The sequence below is a fragment of the Sorangiineae bacterium MSr12523 genome (genome assembly GCA_037157775.1).
Classification (GTDB): Bacteria; Myxococcota_A; Polyangia; order Polyangiales; family Polyangiaceae; genus Pendulispora; species Pendulispora brunnea.
The window spans coordinates 8,112,271-8,128,249 of the sequence record CP089982.1 but is presented as its reverse complement, the minus strand read 5'-3'; the positions used below and the strand labels follow the sequence as shown (position 1 = coordinate 8,128,249).

The window sequence follows — 15,979 nt, the reverse complement described above, 5'->3', positions numbered from 1 at the left end:
CCGGGAGAGGGGTACGCTCCTCCCCCATGAAGACGCGCATCGGCTTTGCCATGTTTGCAATCGGGGCACTTCTTGGCATCGGCGCGTGCGGTTCGCCTGGCAGTTCCATGGGGAATACGGCCGGCGAAGGCGCCCCCGCGGCCTATCCCGCCGCGACGATGGGCGCGCTCGACATGAGCGCCGTGCACGAGGCCGAGGAGCGCATCGCCGCCGAAAGGCCCGACTCGCCCGCGATCAAGCGCACCTTTTTGCGCGGGCATTTCGAGACCCGCAACAGCGAGTTCCCCATCGAGGTGGAGCAGGCCATGGCGGGCGTGCGCACGGATCGTCCCGTCATCGTGTGGGCGGCTTCGGAGCCGAAGGCGAATTCCCGTCTTTCTCGTTGAGGCGGCGCCGGTACTGGGCGATTTGCGCGAGCATGCCCTCGGAAGGGTGAGCGCCATCGGGCAGCATGTGCACGGCGAGGGTCGCCGCCTGCAAAGCTTCGCGAACGCGTCCTTTCGCATCGAGTAGGACCGAGGCGTAGAAGAAGCACGTGTAGCAACTCGGATCGGTGACCGTGGCCCGCTTCTCGTAGGCGAGGGCCGCGTTCAGATCGTCGTGAACGGCGCGGTCGTGCGCGAGCAAATCCAGTTCCGCCGCGGTGGTGGCGACCGGCGTGAGCTTTGCCGCCACGGGATCGAGCACGGTGGGGGGCTGCTCTTTCTTCGCGATGCGACGGAGTTGGACCCAACCCAGGGCATTGAGCAGGCGCGCCGCGTTCGGATTCGCCGCGAGCGCGGGTTCGAGCGCTTTGCCTGCCCCCTCGAGGTCGTTCTGCTGCGCGCGCCAATAGGCTTGGAGCACGGCCAGATCCGGATGACGCGGCTCGCGCGAGGCCGCCTCGTTCATGTCCGCTTCGGCGGCGGCGCGTCCTTCGGGTGTTTCCCAATTTCGAAGGCGCGCCCACATCACGTGGACATCGGTGCTCGAAAGGGCTCGCACCCGTGGAGCGGCCACGCGCGCCGGCGCATATTGCGTGCGCTGAATCGTCGTCTCGAAGCGCACCAGGGAATCCTCGTGCGCCTTTTCCAGGCTCGCGAGAGGGACTTGTCCCACGGTCTCGGCCCACGCCATGTCGCTCGCACTGCCCTCGAGAAGGCGCCGCCGGTACGCGTCGAACCGCGGTCGGAGATTGGGATCCACCATGAGAACGTGCACCAGGTTCCACGCGCTCGCGTAATTCGTGGCCATGGCCTGGGCCGCCTTTTGTCCGAGGGCGGTATTCGGATCGGCATTGCCCATGCCTTCGAAGGCTTGAACATCCATTCCAAGCAGCGCCCCCGCGGAGATGGCTTCGCTCATGGGGATGCTGGTGCGGATTTCTCCGTCGACGTTCTCGTTGTGCCACGGACCCTTCCAGAAGCGCAGCATCTTGGGCGGGCGGCCCAGCACCGCGGATCCGTCTTCGAGTTCCAGTGTGGAGAGATATTCAGCCAGGCCCTCGTCGAGCCAAATCGGGGCTTGCGGGTAGTAGGCATGCACGAAAAAATGCGTCAATTCGTGCTGCACGATCTCCCGGGTTCGCTGGACGAAGTCACCGTAAAAGAGAGCGAGGGGGGTCCTTTCGAAGTCGTGAAGCTCTCGAAGGAATTCACCGGCGCTCAACTTGGGTGCCACCCGCTGGTATTCATCGCGGCTGCGGAAGTAGACGACATCGACGTGCGTTCGCATGTCCGTTGCAGGACCGAGGGCCGAATCGAAACCGAGCTCCAGGAGGGACGAAAATATGGTTTCGAGCTGCGCCGAAACGTCCTGCGCCGTCTTGGCGTCCAAGTCCGTCCGCAGGGTGAAGTGGGGGCTCGCGACCTCCGTCCAAGCCGACCCACCTTCTCCGGGGCTGGCGAACGGCTGGCCAGTTCCCGAGCCGCCACACGCGGCAAGGCACAACGTTAGCCAAGCAAAAGACCTTTTCATTAAGCGGTACACGATATCAGACTTCCCGTTCGACGGGGGCAACCCAAGAAACGAGGCTCATGGATCCAATAGCTTCCCCCTCTCGTGATCGCGCCCGCTGGTGGCAGCGTGGCGTCGTCTATCAAATTTATCCGCGAAGTTTTCTCGATTCCAATGGCGACGGCGTGGGCGATCTGCGCGGCATCACCTTGCGTTTGCCCTACCTGGCCTGGCTCGGCATCGACGTGGTGTGGATCTCCCCGTTCTACCCGTCGCCCATGGCCGACTTCGGTTACGACGTTAGGGACTATACGGACGTCGACCCCATCTTTGGCGATCTGGCCGCTTTCGACGAGCTGGTCGCCGTTGCCACGTCGCACAATATCCGCATCATTCTGGATTTCGTCCCGAACCACACGTCGAAGGAACATGCGTGGTTCATCGAATCCCGTTCCTCGCGCAATTCCGCCAAGCGCGATTTCTACATATGGGCCGATCCGCGGCCCGACGGGGGCGCGCCCAACAATTGGCTCAGCATTTTCGGCGGCCGGGCCTGGGAGTGGGATGCCCCGAGCGGCCAATACTACATGCATACCTTCTTACCCGAGCAGCCCGATCTGAATTGGCGCAATCCCGCGGTGGTCTCGGCCATGCACGACGTGCTGCGTTTCTGGCTCGATCGCGGCGTGAGTGGCTTCCGCATCGATGCGCCGCTCCCCATGATGAAGGACCCGCAAATGCGGGACAACCCGCCCAACACGGGAAAGCCAACGTACCACCGGCCCTTCGGCGACTACGATACTTTGGTACCCCTGTACAGCCAGGGGCATCCGGATATCCACGAGATCTTCCGCGGCTTCCGCAAGGTGCTCGATGCTTATCCGGACAAAGTGGCCATCGGCGAAATCCACGAGTTCCATTGGCCGACGTGGGCTACGTACTACGGCGTCGATTTGGACGAGCTGCACATGCCGTTCAACTTCGGTCTGCTGAAAATACCGTGGACCGCCCGCGCCGCCGCGCAGCTGGTGACCGAGATCGAGAGCAGCCTGCCAAAGGGCGCCTGGCCAAATTACGTATTCGGCAATCACGACGAACCCCGCATCGCGAGCCGCCTGGGCACCGAAGCTCGCGCCCGCGTGGCGATGATGATGCTCCTGACCTTGCGGGGCACACCGACGATTTACTTCGGGGAGGAGCTGGGGATGTTCAATGGCCAGATCCTGCCCGAGCAAACGCGTGATCCATGGGAATTGCGTGTGCCAGGCATCGGGGTTGGAAGAGACCCGGGGCGCACGCCGATGCATTGGGATGCGAGTGCAAATAGCGGGTTCTGCGGGGAAGGGGTAACCCCCTGGCTTCCCGTGGGCATCGACTATATGGAGCGCAATGTTGCGTCTCAACGCGAGAATCCACGCAGCATGCTGCACCTCACGCGTACACTGCTTGCGTTGAGGGCGCAGACTCCCGCGCTGCAAGGCGGCACCTACCGCACCGTGCACGATGGCGATGGCGATTGCTTCGCGTACCTGCGTGAATCGGACGACGGGCAGCGGTACCTCATCGCGCTGAACTTTGCCGATGCGGAGCGAAGCTTGTCATTGCCGACCGCGGATATCGGCACAGTGCTCTTGTCGACCCATGCCGACACGCACGACGAGCGCCGCGAATTGGGAACCCTTCGCCTGCGCGCCGACGAGGGGCTGGTCATCGCGTTGGGTTAGTTTCTCCGCCGCGGTCGTGAATTGCACGGCCTCGACGTAGCTTCACGTGAGGAGACTCAGACGGTATCTGCTCCGACGGCCGCCGAGGTCTGCGCGGGCGATTTCTCGATGGCCAACACCGTGGAATTGGCCGCGCTGGCATCGTGCGCCGAGATCACCGGGTATCTTCACGTGTCGGGGCGCGACATTGCGGATTTGACTCCGCTCCAGCATGTCGTGCCCTGAATGCGCTCACCGATGCAAGCGGTGGGGTGACGATTGGCAACAACCGGCGAATGACGCAGCTCAATGGGGTGCGTAACCTCAGGACCGCCGATGCTCTCTCGATCTCCGGCAACGCGCTGACGTCCATCGAGGATCTCCATTCCCTGACGACGACACGATGGCTCGAGCTCGGCGAAAACTCGCTCGGAAATCTGAGCGGCCTCGAGGCGCTGCAGAACATCTCCCAGTCACTCCAATTGGACGGGAACGCGCGCCTTACGACCATCGACCATTTCTCTTCGCTCACCCGGCTCGGTACCGAGTTGCGGATCATCAACAACGCATCGCTGCCGGCATGTCGCGCGGACGCCTTCCTAGCGCGTCTTCAGGCTCTAGGTTTCGACGGCACTTCGATCATCCACGACAACGGCGGCACCGGCGGCTGCGTCAACGCCGCCGAGCCGCCCCGTGCGCGCTCGCTCACTGCTGCGAGGTGAGCGTCCAGCCGATATCCTTCATCAGCGCCGTCGTGAGATCCAGCCCGTGGGTCAAATCGTTGTTGATGACCGGCTCCATCAGGAGATTCGGTGAGAGCGATTTGTCCCAATGGCAAACCGACGATCCCGACTCCAAGGTCGCGGGCGTGTACATCAGCGGCGTGGGTGTGGACGTCGAAAGAACGGAGGAAGCCGCTTCGCTGACCGCGGCGCCGTCCCAACTCACATTGCGGCTGTTCAACGCCGAAGCCTTGCGCTCGTCGTCCGTGAGCTCCGTCCAGAGCTTGTTCTTCGTGCGGTCGCGCAAAAACGTCTCGTAAATGTCGGCGCGCCCGCTCATCTCCTCGCCGGTGCTGCTGTTGACGAAGGTCAGGAACCCGAGCCCGTGGCCGAACTCGTGCAAAATCACGGTGAGCAAATCGATGCGGTTCCCGTGGTTGCCGTCGAATCCCATGTACCAGCCGCCGCGGCTGGAAAGGCAACCCGATTTGCCGAGCTCGGAATTGAACCGTGCTTGGATATCTGCCTTGGTGGTCGCAAGATCGCGCCCCGCCAATTGATTGGCCAGCGCAATGGGATACCACACCGACGAATTGGGAAAGGACGCATCCCAATAGCTCGACATCGGCCCGGCGGACCCCAAGGTGCCGTAGGTCTCGCTGCATTGCAGCGGTACGAACGAAGCCTCGACCTTCACCTCGACGTTGCCGGCCAGTGAGGCGCCCCAAATCTCCGCCGCCTTCTTGAAGACGTTCAGCGCTTGTTCGCCCGCCGTGGTGGCCGGATTCCCGCCCACGGGTTCGACCGCCGTCGGGTCGTTGAGCCCCGCGTTGGCCGCGTCCTTGTTGACGATCGTGATGGTCACCGCCTGCGCGGTTCCTGCGATGGAAAGCAGCGCCAGGGCGCCGAGCATGGGAAGGGCGCGCATGACTACTCCTTCCTCTTCAAATTCAATTTGATTCCGATGTTCGCAGAGAAGAAGGCCTCGGCCTGCGATTCGGATTCGACGCACGCTTGCGAGACGGTGCCGTCGGGATTGATGCGCGCGAGCATGGCGCTTTGGAATCCGCCGTTCATGTCGGCGCTCCCACCGGTGCCACCTGGTACGACCTGGACCGTCACCTTCGAGCGATCGAAGATGGGTGCGATCTCCTTGGTTGCATCCTTTACGTCTTCGGCGGTGGGCCCTGCCGAACTTTCCGCCGAATCCGCATTACCCGTGTTACAGCCCGCGAGAAATAGCGCGAGCAACAGCGCACTTGGTGCTCTTTTCATACATCCTCCCTGATGAACTGCGGGGGTGTGTGGTCTGGTTAAGTGACTTCGAGTCAAACCATACAGCCATACGGTGTTGGCATTGGCTTCAATTTCTGATCACGACAATCGATTTGTCGTACAAATGCCGCAACAATCTACCTGGAAAAAACCACGCTTACGCGTTTCACGCCAGGGTGACGCTCGATGGTGTCGACCAACTCGCCCATCGTTACGCGGAGCGGCAGCTTCACGTCGAACGTGAGCGTCGTGCGCTTCTTCGTATCGAGGCGGCGCGAATACTCCACATCGCGCACCGTCGCACCCAACTTGGATACGACGTCCATGATACGGGCCATCGAATCCCCCTCGGCCTCGTCTCCGAACACCACGGTCACCCGGCGGGATGCCACGTGATCGTCTTTGTCCTCGAGGCGGCGCAATAGCCAGAGTGCGGTGATGCCCACCGCCGTCGCGGCGACGCTCTCCACGTACATGCCCGCGCCGGCGCAAAGTCCGATGGCGGTCACGAGCCAGAGTCCCGCCGCGGTGGTGAGGCCTTGCACGGAGAGGCCGGTGCGCAAGATGGCACCTCCCGCCAAGAAGCCGATTCCCGAAACCACCGACGCGGCAATGCGCGATGCGTCGACCTCGATGCCCTCGCCCTGGGCGAAGTGTTGGTAATATGCAAATTGCGAAGAGACGACCATGAATGTCGCCGACGTGAGGGCTACGAGAAGGTGTGTGCGCAAACCCACCGGACGCCCGTGCCGATCGCGCTCGTATCCAATGACCGCACCGAGGACGGCACCGGAGACGATTCGCGCTATCATGGCTCCGTGCGACAGCATGGGACCGGAGTTAGTCGATTCGAGGCAGACGTGCACCTTATCTCGTGGATGGAGAATCCTAGGGGTATTCTGCGAGGGTTCACCCACCTCTTCCGCAGGGTATTCGCCGTCCTGATCCAAAAGATTGTACTCGAGAATGCCTGACAACGTTGTCTTTCGTTGCGACGTCGCCTATTGCAAGAGGGATGTCGAAATTAGCGACGAACCGGCCGACGATGAACGATGTGGCTGCGGCCGCCGGGGTCGCACTCAAGACGGTATCGCGTGTCGTCAATGACGAACCCGGGGTGAATCCCGCCACCGCGGAGAAGGTGAAGGCCGCGATCGATGCGCTCGGTTTTCGCCGCAACGATGGCGCGCGCACGCTTCGTCGAGGTCACACGGCCAGCATCGGCGTGGTGGTGCGCGACTTGGCCGACCCGTTTTATTCGACGCTGACCCGCGCCGTCGAAGAGGTGGCGCTGACCCACGGCTTCCTCGTCTTCACCGGCTCGTCCGACGAGAGCCCGTCGCGTCAGCGCGAATTGGCCCTCGCCTTCTGCGCACGCCGCGTGGACGGCGTCGTCATCGTTCCCGTGGGCGAAGATCATCTGTATCTCCAGCCCGAGATCGCGGCCGGTGTGGCGGCGGTGTTCGTGGACCGGCCCGCCGCGAACCTCGATGCGGACGCGGTGCTCGTCGACAACGTGGGCGGTGTTCGCAAGGGCATCGAGCATTTGCTCGCGCACGGGCATCGGCGCATCGGTTTCCTCGGCGATGCGCCCGACATTTTCACCGCCGGTGAGCGCGTGCGAGGTTACCGTGAGGCGATCACCGCCGCGGGCCACCTCGTCGATCCATCGCTCATCTCGATGGCTTCACCAACCCGCGCGGCCGTTCGCGCGGCGCTGGATCGCATGCTCGGTGGCCCAACGCCAGCGACCGCACTGTTCACGGGCAACAGCCGCGTTACGGTCGCCGTGCTGCGCGAGCTCGCCGAGCAGTCGCCCGAGCACGGCAAGCACCGCCGCCCGGCGCTGGTGGGCTTCGACGACTTCGAGGTGGCCGATCTGCTATCCCCGGCGGTCACGGTCATCGCGCAAGATCCCGCGCGCATCGGGCGCGCCGCCGCGGAGCTGCTCTTCCGCCGCATGGAGAACAAGCACCGCGAAGTCGTGCGGCGCGAGCTTCCAACCCGGCTCATCGTCCGCGGTTCGGGGGAAATGCCGCCCTGACCCGCGCAGTTCGGGGGCGCGCGCGGTAAACTGCGGGTACGGTTTTCATGCTGGCCCGCGCTCCCAAGCCCCACCTTCGTCCCTTCGTGCAAGTCCTGTGGGCTTCGGGCGAGAGCCAATCCATGGCAGAGCGCGAGTACATGCTCCCCACGGGCGCGATGCACCTGGTGTTCTGCCTCGACGCGCCGCTGCACTTGTACGACGATCCGCAGGATCCCACGGGGCACATCCTTGGTCATTCGGTGATCGGCGGAGCGCGTTCCACGTTCTACGTGAAGGACGTGTCACGCCCCACGCGCTCCGTCGGAGCACAATTTCGGCCGGGCGCCGCCGAGCTCCTCCTCGGGGTGCCGGCCGACGCGCTCATGGAGCGTCATACGCGGCTCGAGGATCTCTGGGGGCGAGGGGCGGGGGAATACCGCGAGCGCCTGCTCGAAGCGCGCTCACCCGAGGCTGCGGTCGATCTGATGGAGTCGTTGCTGACGGCCCGTCTCGCGCAGCGGCGAATGCTGCACCCTTGCGTTGCCGGCGCACTCGAGCTTTTTGGCGACACCGCGGACGTGCGCGCCGTCGTCGATGCCAGTGGCTACAGCCATCGCCGATTCATTGCGCTCTTCCGTGAGGCGGTGGGCCTCACGCCCAAGGTCTTTTGCCGCATCCAGCGTTTTCAGCGCGCACTGGCCTGGGTTGCTTCGGAGCACAACGCCTCGTGGGCCGATCTTGCCTTGCGCGCCGGCTACGCCGACCAAGCGCACTTCAACCGGGATTTTCGTGAGTTCGCGGGCGTCTCGCCCGGAATTTACCGCGAGCTCGCCCCTGTTTCGCGCCAGCACGTGCCGATTCCGCGGACGTCCTCGCGCTGAGGTCAATTTTCTTCAATACGCGGGGCAGGGGGCTCCCCAGACTAGGGGCATCGCTATCTGTCAAAGGAGAGCCGTCCATGAGAGTCCACGAGCTGTTTCCGTACATCCGCGTGAAGAATGCCGCCAAGGCCATCGAGTTTTACAAGCGAGCCTTCGGGGTGACGGAAAAGTTCCGTCTCACGGAGCCTAGTGGACGCATCGGTCACGCCGAGCTCGATTTTGGCTGCGCCACGCTGATGCTCTCGGACGAGTACCCCGAATGCGGAATCCAGGGACCGCAGACCATCGGTGGGACGTCCTTCGCGGTGCACCTCCACGTCGACAATGCCGATGCCTGGATACGGCGAGCCGTCGACGCGGGGGCGACGGTGCTGCGCGAGCCGAAGGACGAGTTCTACGGAGAGCGAGCCGGCGTGGTTCGGGATCCGTATGGGCATGAATGGAACATTGGGCACGAGATTGAAAAGGTGACGCCGGAGGAGATGCAGCGGAGGTATGACGCGATTTTGAGGAAGTAGGGGGCGGCGGGACGGGGGGACGGCGGGGGGACGGCTAGAGGACGTGCACGAGCGCGTGCGCGTGCACGTGCACGTGCACGTGCACGAAGACGATCACGATCACGATCACGATCACGATCACGATTGCGTTTCACGATCACGATTACGTTTCACGATCACGATTGCGTTTCACGATCACGATTACGTTTCACGATCGCGATTGTGTTTTACGTGAGTTTGGAGTTTGGGGGGCTGAATTGGTGGAGGTAGGTTTCGAGGGAGGTGACATTTTGCTGGGGAAGGATGGCGCCGATGTAGCCGTCGGGGCGGATTAGGATGAAGTGTTCGGGGGGGAGACGGTAGGCGGTGCGAACGTGGTCGGCGTCGTCGATGAATTCGGCCGAGGCGCCGCGAGGGGCGAGGGGGTGGATCCGGAGACCGGGGCGGGGCGAAATGCGGGGTTCTCGATCGGTGCCGTAGGCCAGCAAGGTCCAATGGGGGCCTCGGAAAAGATCGAAGAGGCGCCTTCCAATGCCCAGCGCGCTGCGAATCGGAGCATCCGGGGCGCGTTCTCCGGCATGGATGCCATCGGGGGGGGCGCCTTCTTCCAGAGCCAAGGAGGACCCTCGGTATCCGAGGTCGAGCTGTTGCACCTCGCGGCCGCGATGCGTCGAGCCTCGCTTCGCCGCCTCGAGAAGTGCGCTCGAGAGCCCCAGTACCTGCGCTGCGATGGGCCGCCGCTCCTCCTCGTAGGTTGAAAGCAAATTCGCCGGTGCACCTCCGAGCACCGCGGCCAGCTTCCAGCCGAGGTTGTATGCATCTTGAAGGCTCGTATTGAGACCTTGACCTCCGGTGGGCGGGTGGACGTGCGCCGCGTCGCCCACCAGGAGCACCCGCCCGTCTTGGTATCGATCGGCAAGCCGCGCGTTCATGGTGAAGACGGATTCCCAACTCACCGAGCGGACCACGACGTCCTGCCGCCCCGTACGTGCCACGCACATCGCTGTAAGGCCATCTGCGGATACGTCGACATCTCCCTCGAGGGCCACGGGCGCCTGAATCTGGAACATGTCCGTCCCCGCGAGCGGGCATATCGCAATCTGCGACTCGACACGGGAGTCGTTGAATCGATGCCATGCGTCGCGGCTCAATCCCTCGAGATGGACATCGGCAACGAGCGCGCGGATTCCGAGGGTCTTCCCAGGGAATCCGATGGCGAGCGCCTGGCGAACGAAACTCCGTCCACCGTCGGCACCCACGAGATACCGGCATCGAATCTTCTCTTCTCCGCCGGGGTGAGACACCACGGCGTCCACACCCGTTGCGTCCTGCTGGAGCGCGCGAAGCTCGTGAGCGAACTCGGGCGCGCTCCCCAGTTCCGCCAATCGCTCACGCATCACCGCTTCCGTCGCGAACTGCGGAACGAGGAGCGGCAGTCGATAGGGCTCCGCAGGGGTCGGCGTCATACCATCCCCGATGCCCGTGTCGACGTAACTTCCATCGTCACGATAAGAGCGCTGCGGCGGGTACAGCCCGCCTCGCGCGGCGATCCGGTCGAGGATTTCCAAGTCGTCGAATACCTCGAGGCTGCGAGGTTGAAGCCCTTTCCCGCGTGCGCCTCGAAACGGCCCATCGAGCTTTTCGATCAATCGAAACGAGACGCCGCGCCGCGCGAGCTCGATGGCCAGTGTCAAACCTGCTGCACCGGCCCCGACGATTACGACGTCCACCCGCGATTCCTTCGTCATGTGATTCCTCCAAATGGTACGTCTCACGTACTGTTTGTGTCACAAACAAACGATGGTTTGCGATGCAAACAAAGTCAAGTACCATGGGCGGATATGACGGCGGACGGAACAGGGCTAGCGCGTGGACGGCGCAATTTGGGCTTGTTGGACGGATTGGTGCAGCTCTCGTTCACGGTGCATGCCGCGCTCGAGCGCGTCGCCGAGCGGCACGACCTATCGCTTGCCCAGGTGCGGTTGTTGGGCATCCTGCGCGATCGAAAGCCCGCCATGCAGGAGCTTGCGACGTACCTCAACCTCGACAAGTCGAGCATCACGGGGCTCGTGACCCGCGCAGAGGCGCGCGGATTCGTTCAGCGGTTCACGACACCGGAGGATCGGCGTGCGGTGAACGTCACCCTGACCCCGAAAGGGCGAGAGGTCACCCAGGTCTTCGTCAAACAGCTCGAACAGGAGCTCGCCGTCCTCATCGAGAATTTGAGCGACACCGACCGACGACGCCTGTCGAAACTTGCGAGCCGCATCGTCACAGACGACATCCACCGCCGCTTCCCCGACGGCACGATCCTACCGCGTGAGTAACGCTAGCGCGCGACCCACCAGCGCACCTTGTAAAACTCGGCCCCCTTGCGGCTGAATACCGTCCGCGCTCCCGACGCGGTGTATCGGTACACCCATGGATCGCCGTACACCTTGTCCGAGAGATCGTGATCCCGCGAGATGACCAACTCTTTGGTGCGCGGATGCCGATCGATGCCTTTGATGTAATTCTTCGGGTCGATTTTGGCGATGGCCCGATACGTGTGCGCCACGCGATCGAACGAATAGACGTCGTGGGTCGACGAAAACAAGAGCGTATCTTTGCCGTCGGGCATCAGATCGTGTCCATTGCCCGGTATCTTCCAGGCCTTGTCCAGCTTCAACGTGCTGCCGCTCAGCGAATAGGAACCGAGCTGCTTCCCGCCGACGACCCATAGTCGCTTGCGCGCACTGTCCCAAACGACGCCGTGCGCCTTGGCGAAGTTCGTGCGATGGCACGTGCGCGATTCTCCCTTTCGGGTGCTGTACACGCAAAGAAAGCCCTCGCTCGATGCGGTCACCAGGTGGCCTCCCGGTAAGGTCTCGATGGCGTGCGGATTCCCACCGGGGTAGGCGACGAACGTCGCGCGGCGATCGCTCTTTCGGATGATGGCAACGCCGCCGCCCGATGCCGCCACCAGCACGGTGCCATTCTTCTTCAATTTGACGTCGCTCGGATTGTCGAAGCGACTCCTCTGGCTCGATGGGATTTGCGGCGAATTGTTCGCCCCCCACGACCAACTCGGTTTTCGACCCGTCCACGTGGGGTCGGATTCCGGAAAGACCATGATGCGATTCGTCTTTTGCTCGACGACGGCCATGTACGAAGCCCCAGTCGGCTTTCCGCCGAGATCCAAGGTCGATATCGCCGTGGTGTCGTCGTCGTCCGTCTGGCTGCCGTCGCTGGCCATCTCCGGATCGTCGACGCTCGCTTCGTCCGCCCCTTCGTTTTCGTCGATGCTGAGCGGCGGCTCGCCATCGATTCCGTCTTCGCTTTCGTCGGGCTCCGGATCCGTTTCGGCAATGGCCGTCATCTCCTCGGCCTGCACGGCGCCGTCGCTCCCCGTTGCATCGTCCGAACGATTCGCACAAGCCAGCAGAAATGTACTGCCAAGCATCGCCACGAACGCAAAGCGGTATCTCATCGACGAGATACCCTAATTCATCATTGTATTGGGACAAGGATCGCTTGCGATCCATTGGAGGCCGTTCGGTGGACCGGGCAAGGACCACCGGCGCTTTACGATTGCGCGGAAGCCTGGATATGCCGAAATACCCAATCGTTCACCACGCCGCTGTGCGTAATCGGTCCCATATGACCCGCACCCGCCACCGTGCGCACGGTGGCTTTGGGCATCGCGGCGCCGATTCGCTCCACCACCCGTCGCGACGCCAGGGGCGAAATCTCACCGTGGAGCAGCAGCGCCGGCGCCGTGACCGTCGAATAGCTCGCGGCCGGTGTGCGGTCTCGCATCTGCGTGAACACCTCGCCGTAGACCTTTTTGCCGACCCGCAAGAACGCATTCTGCGTGGCGGCGGGCAGCGTCTTCCAGCTCCCGGGGCCGTTCCAAAATTCGATGAACGCCTGCATCCACTCCGGGCCACCGCCCTTCGCGGGATCGCTCAACGCGGGATTCTCCTCGATGCGGCGAAAGCCCTCCAGCGCCTCGGCATCCTCCGGCTCGTAGAGAACCCCGAACGCCACCGGATCGTACACCGCGATGGAGCGAATCCTCGCGGGGGTACGCCGCGCGACGTGCAACGCGATGAATCCGCCGTACGAGTGCCCCACGAGGTGCACGGGGCCTGCGAGATCGGCGATGAGGCGCTCCACCGCCTGGATGTCGTACTTGAAATGAAAAGGCTCGTCCTCTGGCCAAAGCGGGTTTTCCCCGCAGCCGAGAAAGTCGGGCGCGATCACCCGAAACGAAGGCGACAGCGCGTCGATGGTCCTTCGCCATTGGCGAGACGACATGCCGCCGCTGTGCAAAAGAAGTACGGGCTCTCCGGAGCCCGCCGATACCAGGTGGAGCGATTGGCTCATGATTCGCCTTTCTCCGGCTGGACGAGCGAAGCGCCCACGGCGCGGGCCGCGGTGAGCACCTCGTCGGACAATTTGCTGCCACGCAGCATGCGCGCGACCGATACCGCGCCCACCATGAGCGCGATGGTTCCGAGTGCACGCTGCCGCGCCGTCGGCGCGCCTTCGGGCGCCTCGCCGAGCCGCTTCTCGAACAGATCGGCGTACTTCTCCAGCTCTTCCTTGATGATCGGCTGCACCACTTCGTGCGCGTGCGGTAGCTCGCTGAGCATCGTCACCATCGGACAACCTTGGTCCGGATGGTCGCGGTGCGAGCGGCTCACGTAGCGGCGAAGCACCGTCTCCATCCAGGCGCGCCGATCCTCGTCGGTGCAGTGAAGACGCGCTTGCCCGTCGGCAAATGCCTTCTTCACCACCTCGCCAATCAGGTGCTGCTTCGATTTGAAGTGCGCATAAAACCCGCCCGCGGTGAGGCCCACCGCGGACATGACCGCGTCGATGCCCGTGTTGGTGATGCCCCGCGAACGAAAGAGGCCCGCCGCCGCCTCGATGATCCGCTCCCGCGAGTGCTCCCGATGTCCTGCCGGATAGCGCACGCCATCATTATATGACGGTCGTTCACCATGTCAAACGCGGCCGGTTTGCTCGAGAAGGGAGAACCGCAGAGGAAGGAAACCGCCAGGACGCCAGGGTCGCCAGGGGTTCCAACGGAAACGGGGTTTTTTTTAGAACCGTGCTTGCAGACTCAAGCCCGCGCCGAGGCGGTTGGGGCTCTGAAAGACGCGCAGCGAAGCCGTTCCCTCGGTGGGGTCGCGCACCACCAAGGTGCCGTTGTTGTCGCGCACGAATTGACCCCACACCATCGCGCTGAGGATCTTCGACAGATCCCACCGCAGGCTCACGCGCGCTTGGAAGATGGGCGTGCGATCCTTGTTGTACGGCAGAATCGACTCATCGCCGTTCTGGCGCACCACGGTCGTGCGTGAGGCGGGCACACCGCCCTCGGTGAACTCGCTGCGGAACGTAGCGGGCAATTGAATACCGCCGCCGACGCCGGGTGTCAGGTGCAGCGATTGAATGAAGTAGTCGGCGGCGAAGGCGCCGAACATCTCGGGCTCGGCCTTGGCGTTGCTCGGGAGCGTTTCGAACGGAATGAATCCCGGTACGTTGCGCACGACGAAGTTCAAATTGCGCATGATGCCCGAGACGCTGAGGCGCAGGTAACTCGCCTTCACCACGGCTTGCACCGCGGTGCCGTAGGCCAGCTGGTCCTTCACCGCGCCCGGCTTGTCGAAATCCTTCAAATGCTGCCCGAGCACGTCGGCCTCGGCGCTCACGCTCCAGGAGACTTCGCCCTCCTTGTAGCGCTCCGGCGCAAACATGATCTGCGGGGCCGAGGGATCGTTCCGATAAAGCCGGAAGTCGACCGACTGCGGAACGGGCATGTTGTGGTGCACCACCACGCGCCCGGCGCCGCCGTACGTGTAAATCGAGCGACCGCGCACGTCGTCGAGGTCGAACTTGCCCTGCTGGAAGTAGCCGCCACCCAGGTCGAAGCGCAGATTCTTGTGCGGATCCACACCGGCGCCGAAGAGCAAACCGTAATTCGTCTCGCCGACGCGCACCGTCTCGACGTCGTTGTCTCCACCCGGGCTGAGCACCTGCTGCGGCTGCACGATGGTCGCCGTCTTGAAGCCGACGAAGGCGTACATGTTCTCGCGGTCGTATTGAAGCTTGAGTCCCGGCGACGAACCTTGGATGCGCGGAAAAATCGATTCGCGGATACCCGCGTTGGTACCGCCCCAGCTTATGTCGTAAAGGTACCCGAGGCGGAAACGGTCGGTGTCGAGCGGAAAGAAGACCGCGCTCAGGCCTTCTTTTTCGTGCTTCCCGGTCTGGTAGAAGATGCGAAGGTACGAGCCCGCATCGTACAAAGCCGAGTTCAAATTGCCGGTATTCGCGGAGAGCGAGGCCAGGTCGAAGCGCAACACCACGGCGGCTTCGGTGGTCAGCCGCTCGATGAAGCCGGGCATCTTCTTGTACAGCACCAAGTGCGTCAGGTTCTCTCGGCCCGAATAACGCGAATTCAAATTATCGAAGAAGAGCCGGTATTGCGGGCGGTCTCCGATGGAGAAATTCGGCGAGAGCGGCAGAAGCTCGCCCGTCTTGTGCGTGAAGTCGTCGTCGCCGAACGTCCACGTGAGACGCGTATCCATGAAGTCACTGGGATTGCTCCCCGGTGGCGCCAACCCCACGGCACGCGCGCCCGCCGTTCCGAGCAGCAAATCCGTCTGCGGATCCTTCGGCGCCTGGTTGTCGATTCCCCCCGGCGTCGGCGCGGAGGGCGGGGAAGAAGGCGCCGTGGGCCCTGGCGTAGGCTGCGTCGAAGGCGCGGGAGCCTGCGTTTGCTGTTGTGGAGAACTCGTCCCGCTGGGAGCATTGGTCCCGTTGGCCGGCGGCAACGGCGGCGGCGTGCTGTCAGGTGTCCCTGTCGTTTGCGCGTGCACGCTGGTGGTAACGAGCATGCACAGCGCGGAAAACGCGAAAGGAGCGATGAAAGTAATACGCATCGGAC

General features: G+C 63.3%; 16 protein-coding genes. 7 read left to right on the top strand and 9 right to left on the bottom strand.

The features are described from left to right. The first annotated feature begins 26 nt into the window (after positions 1–26). Positions 27–386, top strand: a complete 360-nt coding sequence (locus LZC95_31960) for a hypothetical protein (GenBank protein ID WXA91057.1) — start codon at positions 27–29, stop codon at positions 384–386. Here the strand turns inward: LZC95_31960 and LZC95_31955 are convergent. Beyond that, complete coding sequence (locus LZC95_31955; protein WXA91056.1) at positions 334–1,956, bottom strand: hypothetical protein; 1,623 nt, start codon at positions 1,954–1,956, stop codon at positions 334–336. The genes LZC95_31960 and LZC95_31955 overlap by 53 nt on opposite strands. Positions 1,957–2,015: 59 nt before the next feature. Here LZC95_31955 and LZC95_31950 point away from each other — a divergent pair, with 59 nt between their 5' ends. Beyond that, a complete protein-coding gene (locus tag LZC95_31950) occupies positions 2,016–3,659 on the top strand; it encodes a DUF3459 domain-containing protein (GenBank protein WXA91055.1) in 1,644 nt (547 codons plus the stop codon). A gap of 275 nt (positions 3,660–3,934) precedes the next feature. Then, a complete protein-coding gene (locus LZC95_31945) occupies positions 3,935–4,360 on the top strand; it encodes a hypothetical protein (protein ID WXA91054.1) in 426 nt (141 codons plus the stop codon). On the opposite strand, the gene LZC95_31940 is transcribed toward LZC95_31945, so the two are convergent. From LZC95_31940 to LZC95_31930, 3 genes are all read right to left on the bottom strand, one after another. Next, positions 4,344–5,288, bottom strand: coding sequence for a hypothetical protein (locus LZC95_31940; protein WXA91053.1), 945 nt, complete (start codon positions 5,286–5,288; stop codon positions 4,344–4,346). The genes LZC95_31945 and LZC95_31940 overlap by 17 nt on opposite strands. A 2-nt stretch (positions 5,289–5,290) precedes the next feature. Further along, a complete protein-coding gene (locus LZC95_31935) occupies positions 5,291–5,635 on the bottom strand; it encodes a hypothetical protein (GenBank protein WXA91052.1) in 345 nt (114 codons plus the stop codon). A gap of 137 nt (positions 5,636–5,772) precedes the next feature. Then, entirely contained in the window at positions 5,773–6,447 is a 675-nt protein-coding gene (locus LZC95_31930; GenBank protein ID WXA91051.1) for an MgtC/SapB family protein, read from the bottom strand. A 203-nt stretch (positions 6,448–6,650) separates the two neighbouring features. Between LZC95_31930 and LZC95_31925 the strand changes: the two genes are divergently transcribed. From LZC95_31925 to LZC95_31915, 3 genes are all read left to right on the top strand, one after another. Beyond that, a complete protein-coding gene (locus tag LZC95_31925; GenBank protein ID WXA91050.1) occupies positions 6,651–7,679 on the top strand; it encodes a LacI family transcriptional regulator in 1,029 nt (342 codons plus the stop codon). Between the two features lie 122 nt (positions 7,680–7,801). After that, positions 7,802–8,542, top strand: a complete 741-nt coding sequence (locus LZC95_31920) for a helix-turn-helix domain-containing protein (protein WXA91049.1) — start codon at positions 7,802–7,804, stop codon at positions 8,540–8,542. A gap of 77 nt (positions 8,543–8,619) precedes the next feature. After that, entirely contained in the window at positions 8,620–9,060 is a 441-nt protein-coding gene (locus LZC95_31915; GenBank protein ID WXA91048.1) for a VOC family protein, read from the top strand. 206 nt (positions 9,061–9,266) lie between these two features. On the opposite strand, the gene LZC95_31910 is transcribed toward LZC95_31915, so the two are convergent. After that, positions 9,267–10,787 carry an FAD-dependent oxidoreductase gene (locus LZC95_31910; protein ID WXA91047.1) on the bottom strand — a complete coding sequence of 507 codons (1,521 nt, stop codon included), beginning with the start codon at positions 10,785–10,787 and terminating at the stop codon, positions 9,267–9,269. A gap of 93 nt (positions 10,788–10,880) precedes the next feature. Between LZC95_31910 and LZC95_31905 the strand changes: the two genes are divergently transcribed. After that, positions 10,881–11,366 (top strand): MarR family transcriptional regulator, encoded by a 486-nt coding sequence (locus LZC95_31905; GenBank protein ID WXA91046.1) that lies wholly within the window; start codon positions 10,881–10,883, stop codon positions 11,364–11,366. 2 nt (positions 11,367–11,368) lie between these two features. Here the strand turns inward: LZC95_31905 and LZC95_31900 are convergent, their stop codons facing one another. The 4 genes from LZC95_31900 to LZC95_31885 all read right to left on the bottom strand — a co-directional run bounded on the left by LZC95_31900 (position 11,369) and on the right by LZC95_31885 (position 15,974). Next, positions 11,369–12,508: a DUF6528 family protein gene (locus LZC95_31900; GenBank protein WXA91045.1), complete on the bottom strand. Its 1,140-nt coding sequence runs from the start codon at positions 12,506–12,508 to the stop codon at positions 11,369–11,371. Positions 12,509–12,603: 95 nt separating this feature from the next. Continuing rightward, a complete protein-coding gene (locus LZC95_31895) occupies positions 12,604–13,407 on the bottom strand; it encodes an alpha/beta hydrolase (protein ID WXA91044.1) in 804 nt (267 codons plus the stop codon). Continuing rightward, positions 13,404–14,000, bottom strand: coding sequence for a TetR/AcrR family transcriptional regulator (locus LZC95_31890; protein WXA91043.1), 597 nt, complete (start codon positions 13,998–14,000; stop codon positions 13,404–13,406). Before LZC95_31890 ends, LZC95_31895 begins: the two co-directional genes overlap by 4 nt. Before the next feature lie 129 nt (positions 14,001–14,129). After that, a complete protein-coding gene (locus LZC95_31885; GenBank protein WXA91042.1) occupies positions 14,130–15,974 on the bottom strand; it encodes a hypothetical protein in 1,845 nt (614 codons plus the stop codon). Positions 15,975–15,979 lie beyond the last annotated feature (5 nt).

Bases quoted from the DNA above. Each gene is read 5' to 3' on its own strand.
- LZC95_31920 (WXA91049.1), top strand. From the start codon at position 7,802: ATGGCAGAGCGCGAGTACATGCTCCCCACGGGCGCGATGCACCTGGTG.
- LZC95_31935 (WXA91052.1), bottom strand. From the start codon at position 5,635: ATGAAAAGAGCACCAAGTGCGCTGTTGCTCGCGCTATTTCTCGCGGGC.
- LZC95_31955 (WXA91056.1), bottom strand. From the start codon at position 1,956: ATGAAAAGGTCTTTTGCTTGGCTAACGTTGTGCCTTGCCGCGTGTGGC.
- LZC95_31915 (WXA91048.1), top strand. From the start codon at position 8,620: ATGAGAGTCCACGAGCTGTTTCCGTACATCCGCGTGAAGAATGCCGCC.
- LZC95_31940 (WXA91053.1), bottom strand. From the start codon at position 5,288: ATGCGCGCCCTTCCCATGCTCGGCGCCCTGGCGCTGCTTTCCATCGCA.
- LZC95_31930 (WXA91051.1), bottom strand. From the start codon at position 6,447: ATGATAGCGCGAATCGTCTCCGGTGCCGTCCTCGGTGCGGTCATTGGA.
- LZC95_31885 (WXA91042.1), bottom strand. From the start codon at position 15,974: ATGCGTATTACTTTCATCGCTCCTTTCGCGTTTTCCGCGCTGTGCATG.
- LZC95_31905 (WXA91046.1), top strand. From the start codon at position 10,881: ATGACGGCGGACGGAACAGGGCTAGCGCGTGGACGGCGCAATTTGGGC.
- LZC95_31960 (WXA91057.1), top strand. From the start codon at position 27: ATGAAGACGCGCATCGGCTTTGCCATGTTTGCAATCGGGGCACTTCTT.
- LZC95_31910 (WXA91047.1), bottom strand. From the start codon at position 10,787: ATGACGAAGGAATCGCGGGTGGACGTCGTAATCGTCGGGGCCGGTGCA.
- LZC95_31895 (WXA91044.1), bottom strand. From the start codon at position 13,407: ATGAGCCAATCGCTCCACCTGGTATCGGCGGGCTCCGGAGAGCCCGTA.
- LZC95_31950 (WXA91055.1), top strand. From the start codon at position 2,016: ATGGATCCAATAGCTTCCCCCTCTCGTGATCGCGCCCGCTGGTGGCAG.
- LZC95_31900 (WXA91045.1), bottom strand. From the start codon at position 12,508: ATGAGATACCGCTTTGCGTTCGTGGCGATGCTTGGCAGTACATTTCTG.
- LZC95_31925 (WXA91050.1), top strand. From the start codon at position 6,651: ATGTCGAAATTAGCGACGAACCGGCCGACGATGAACGATGTGGCTGCG.
- LZC95_31945 (WXA91054.1), top strand. From the start codon at position 3,935: ATGACGCAGCTCAATGGGGTGCGTAACCTCAGGACCGCCGATGCTCTC.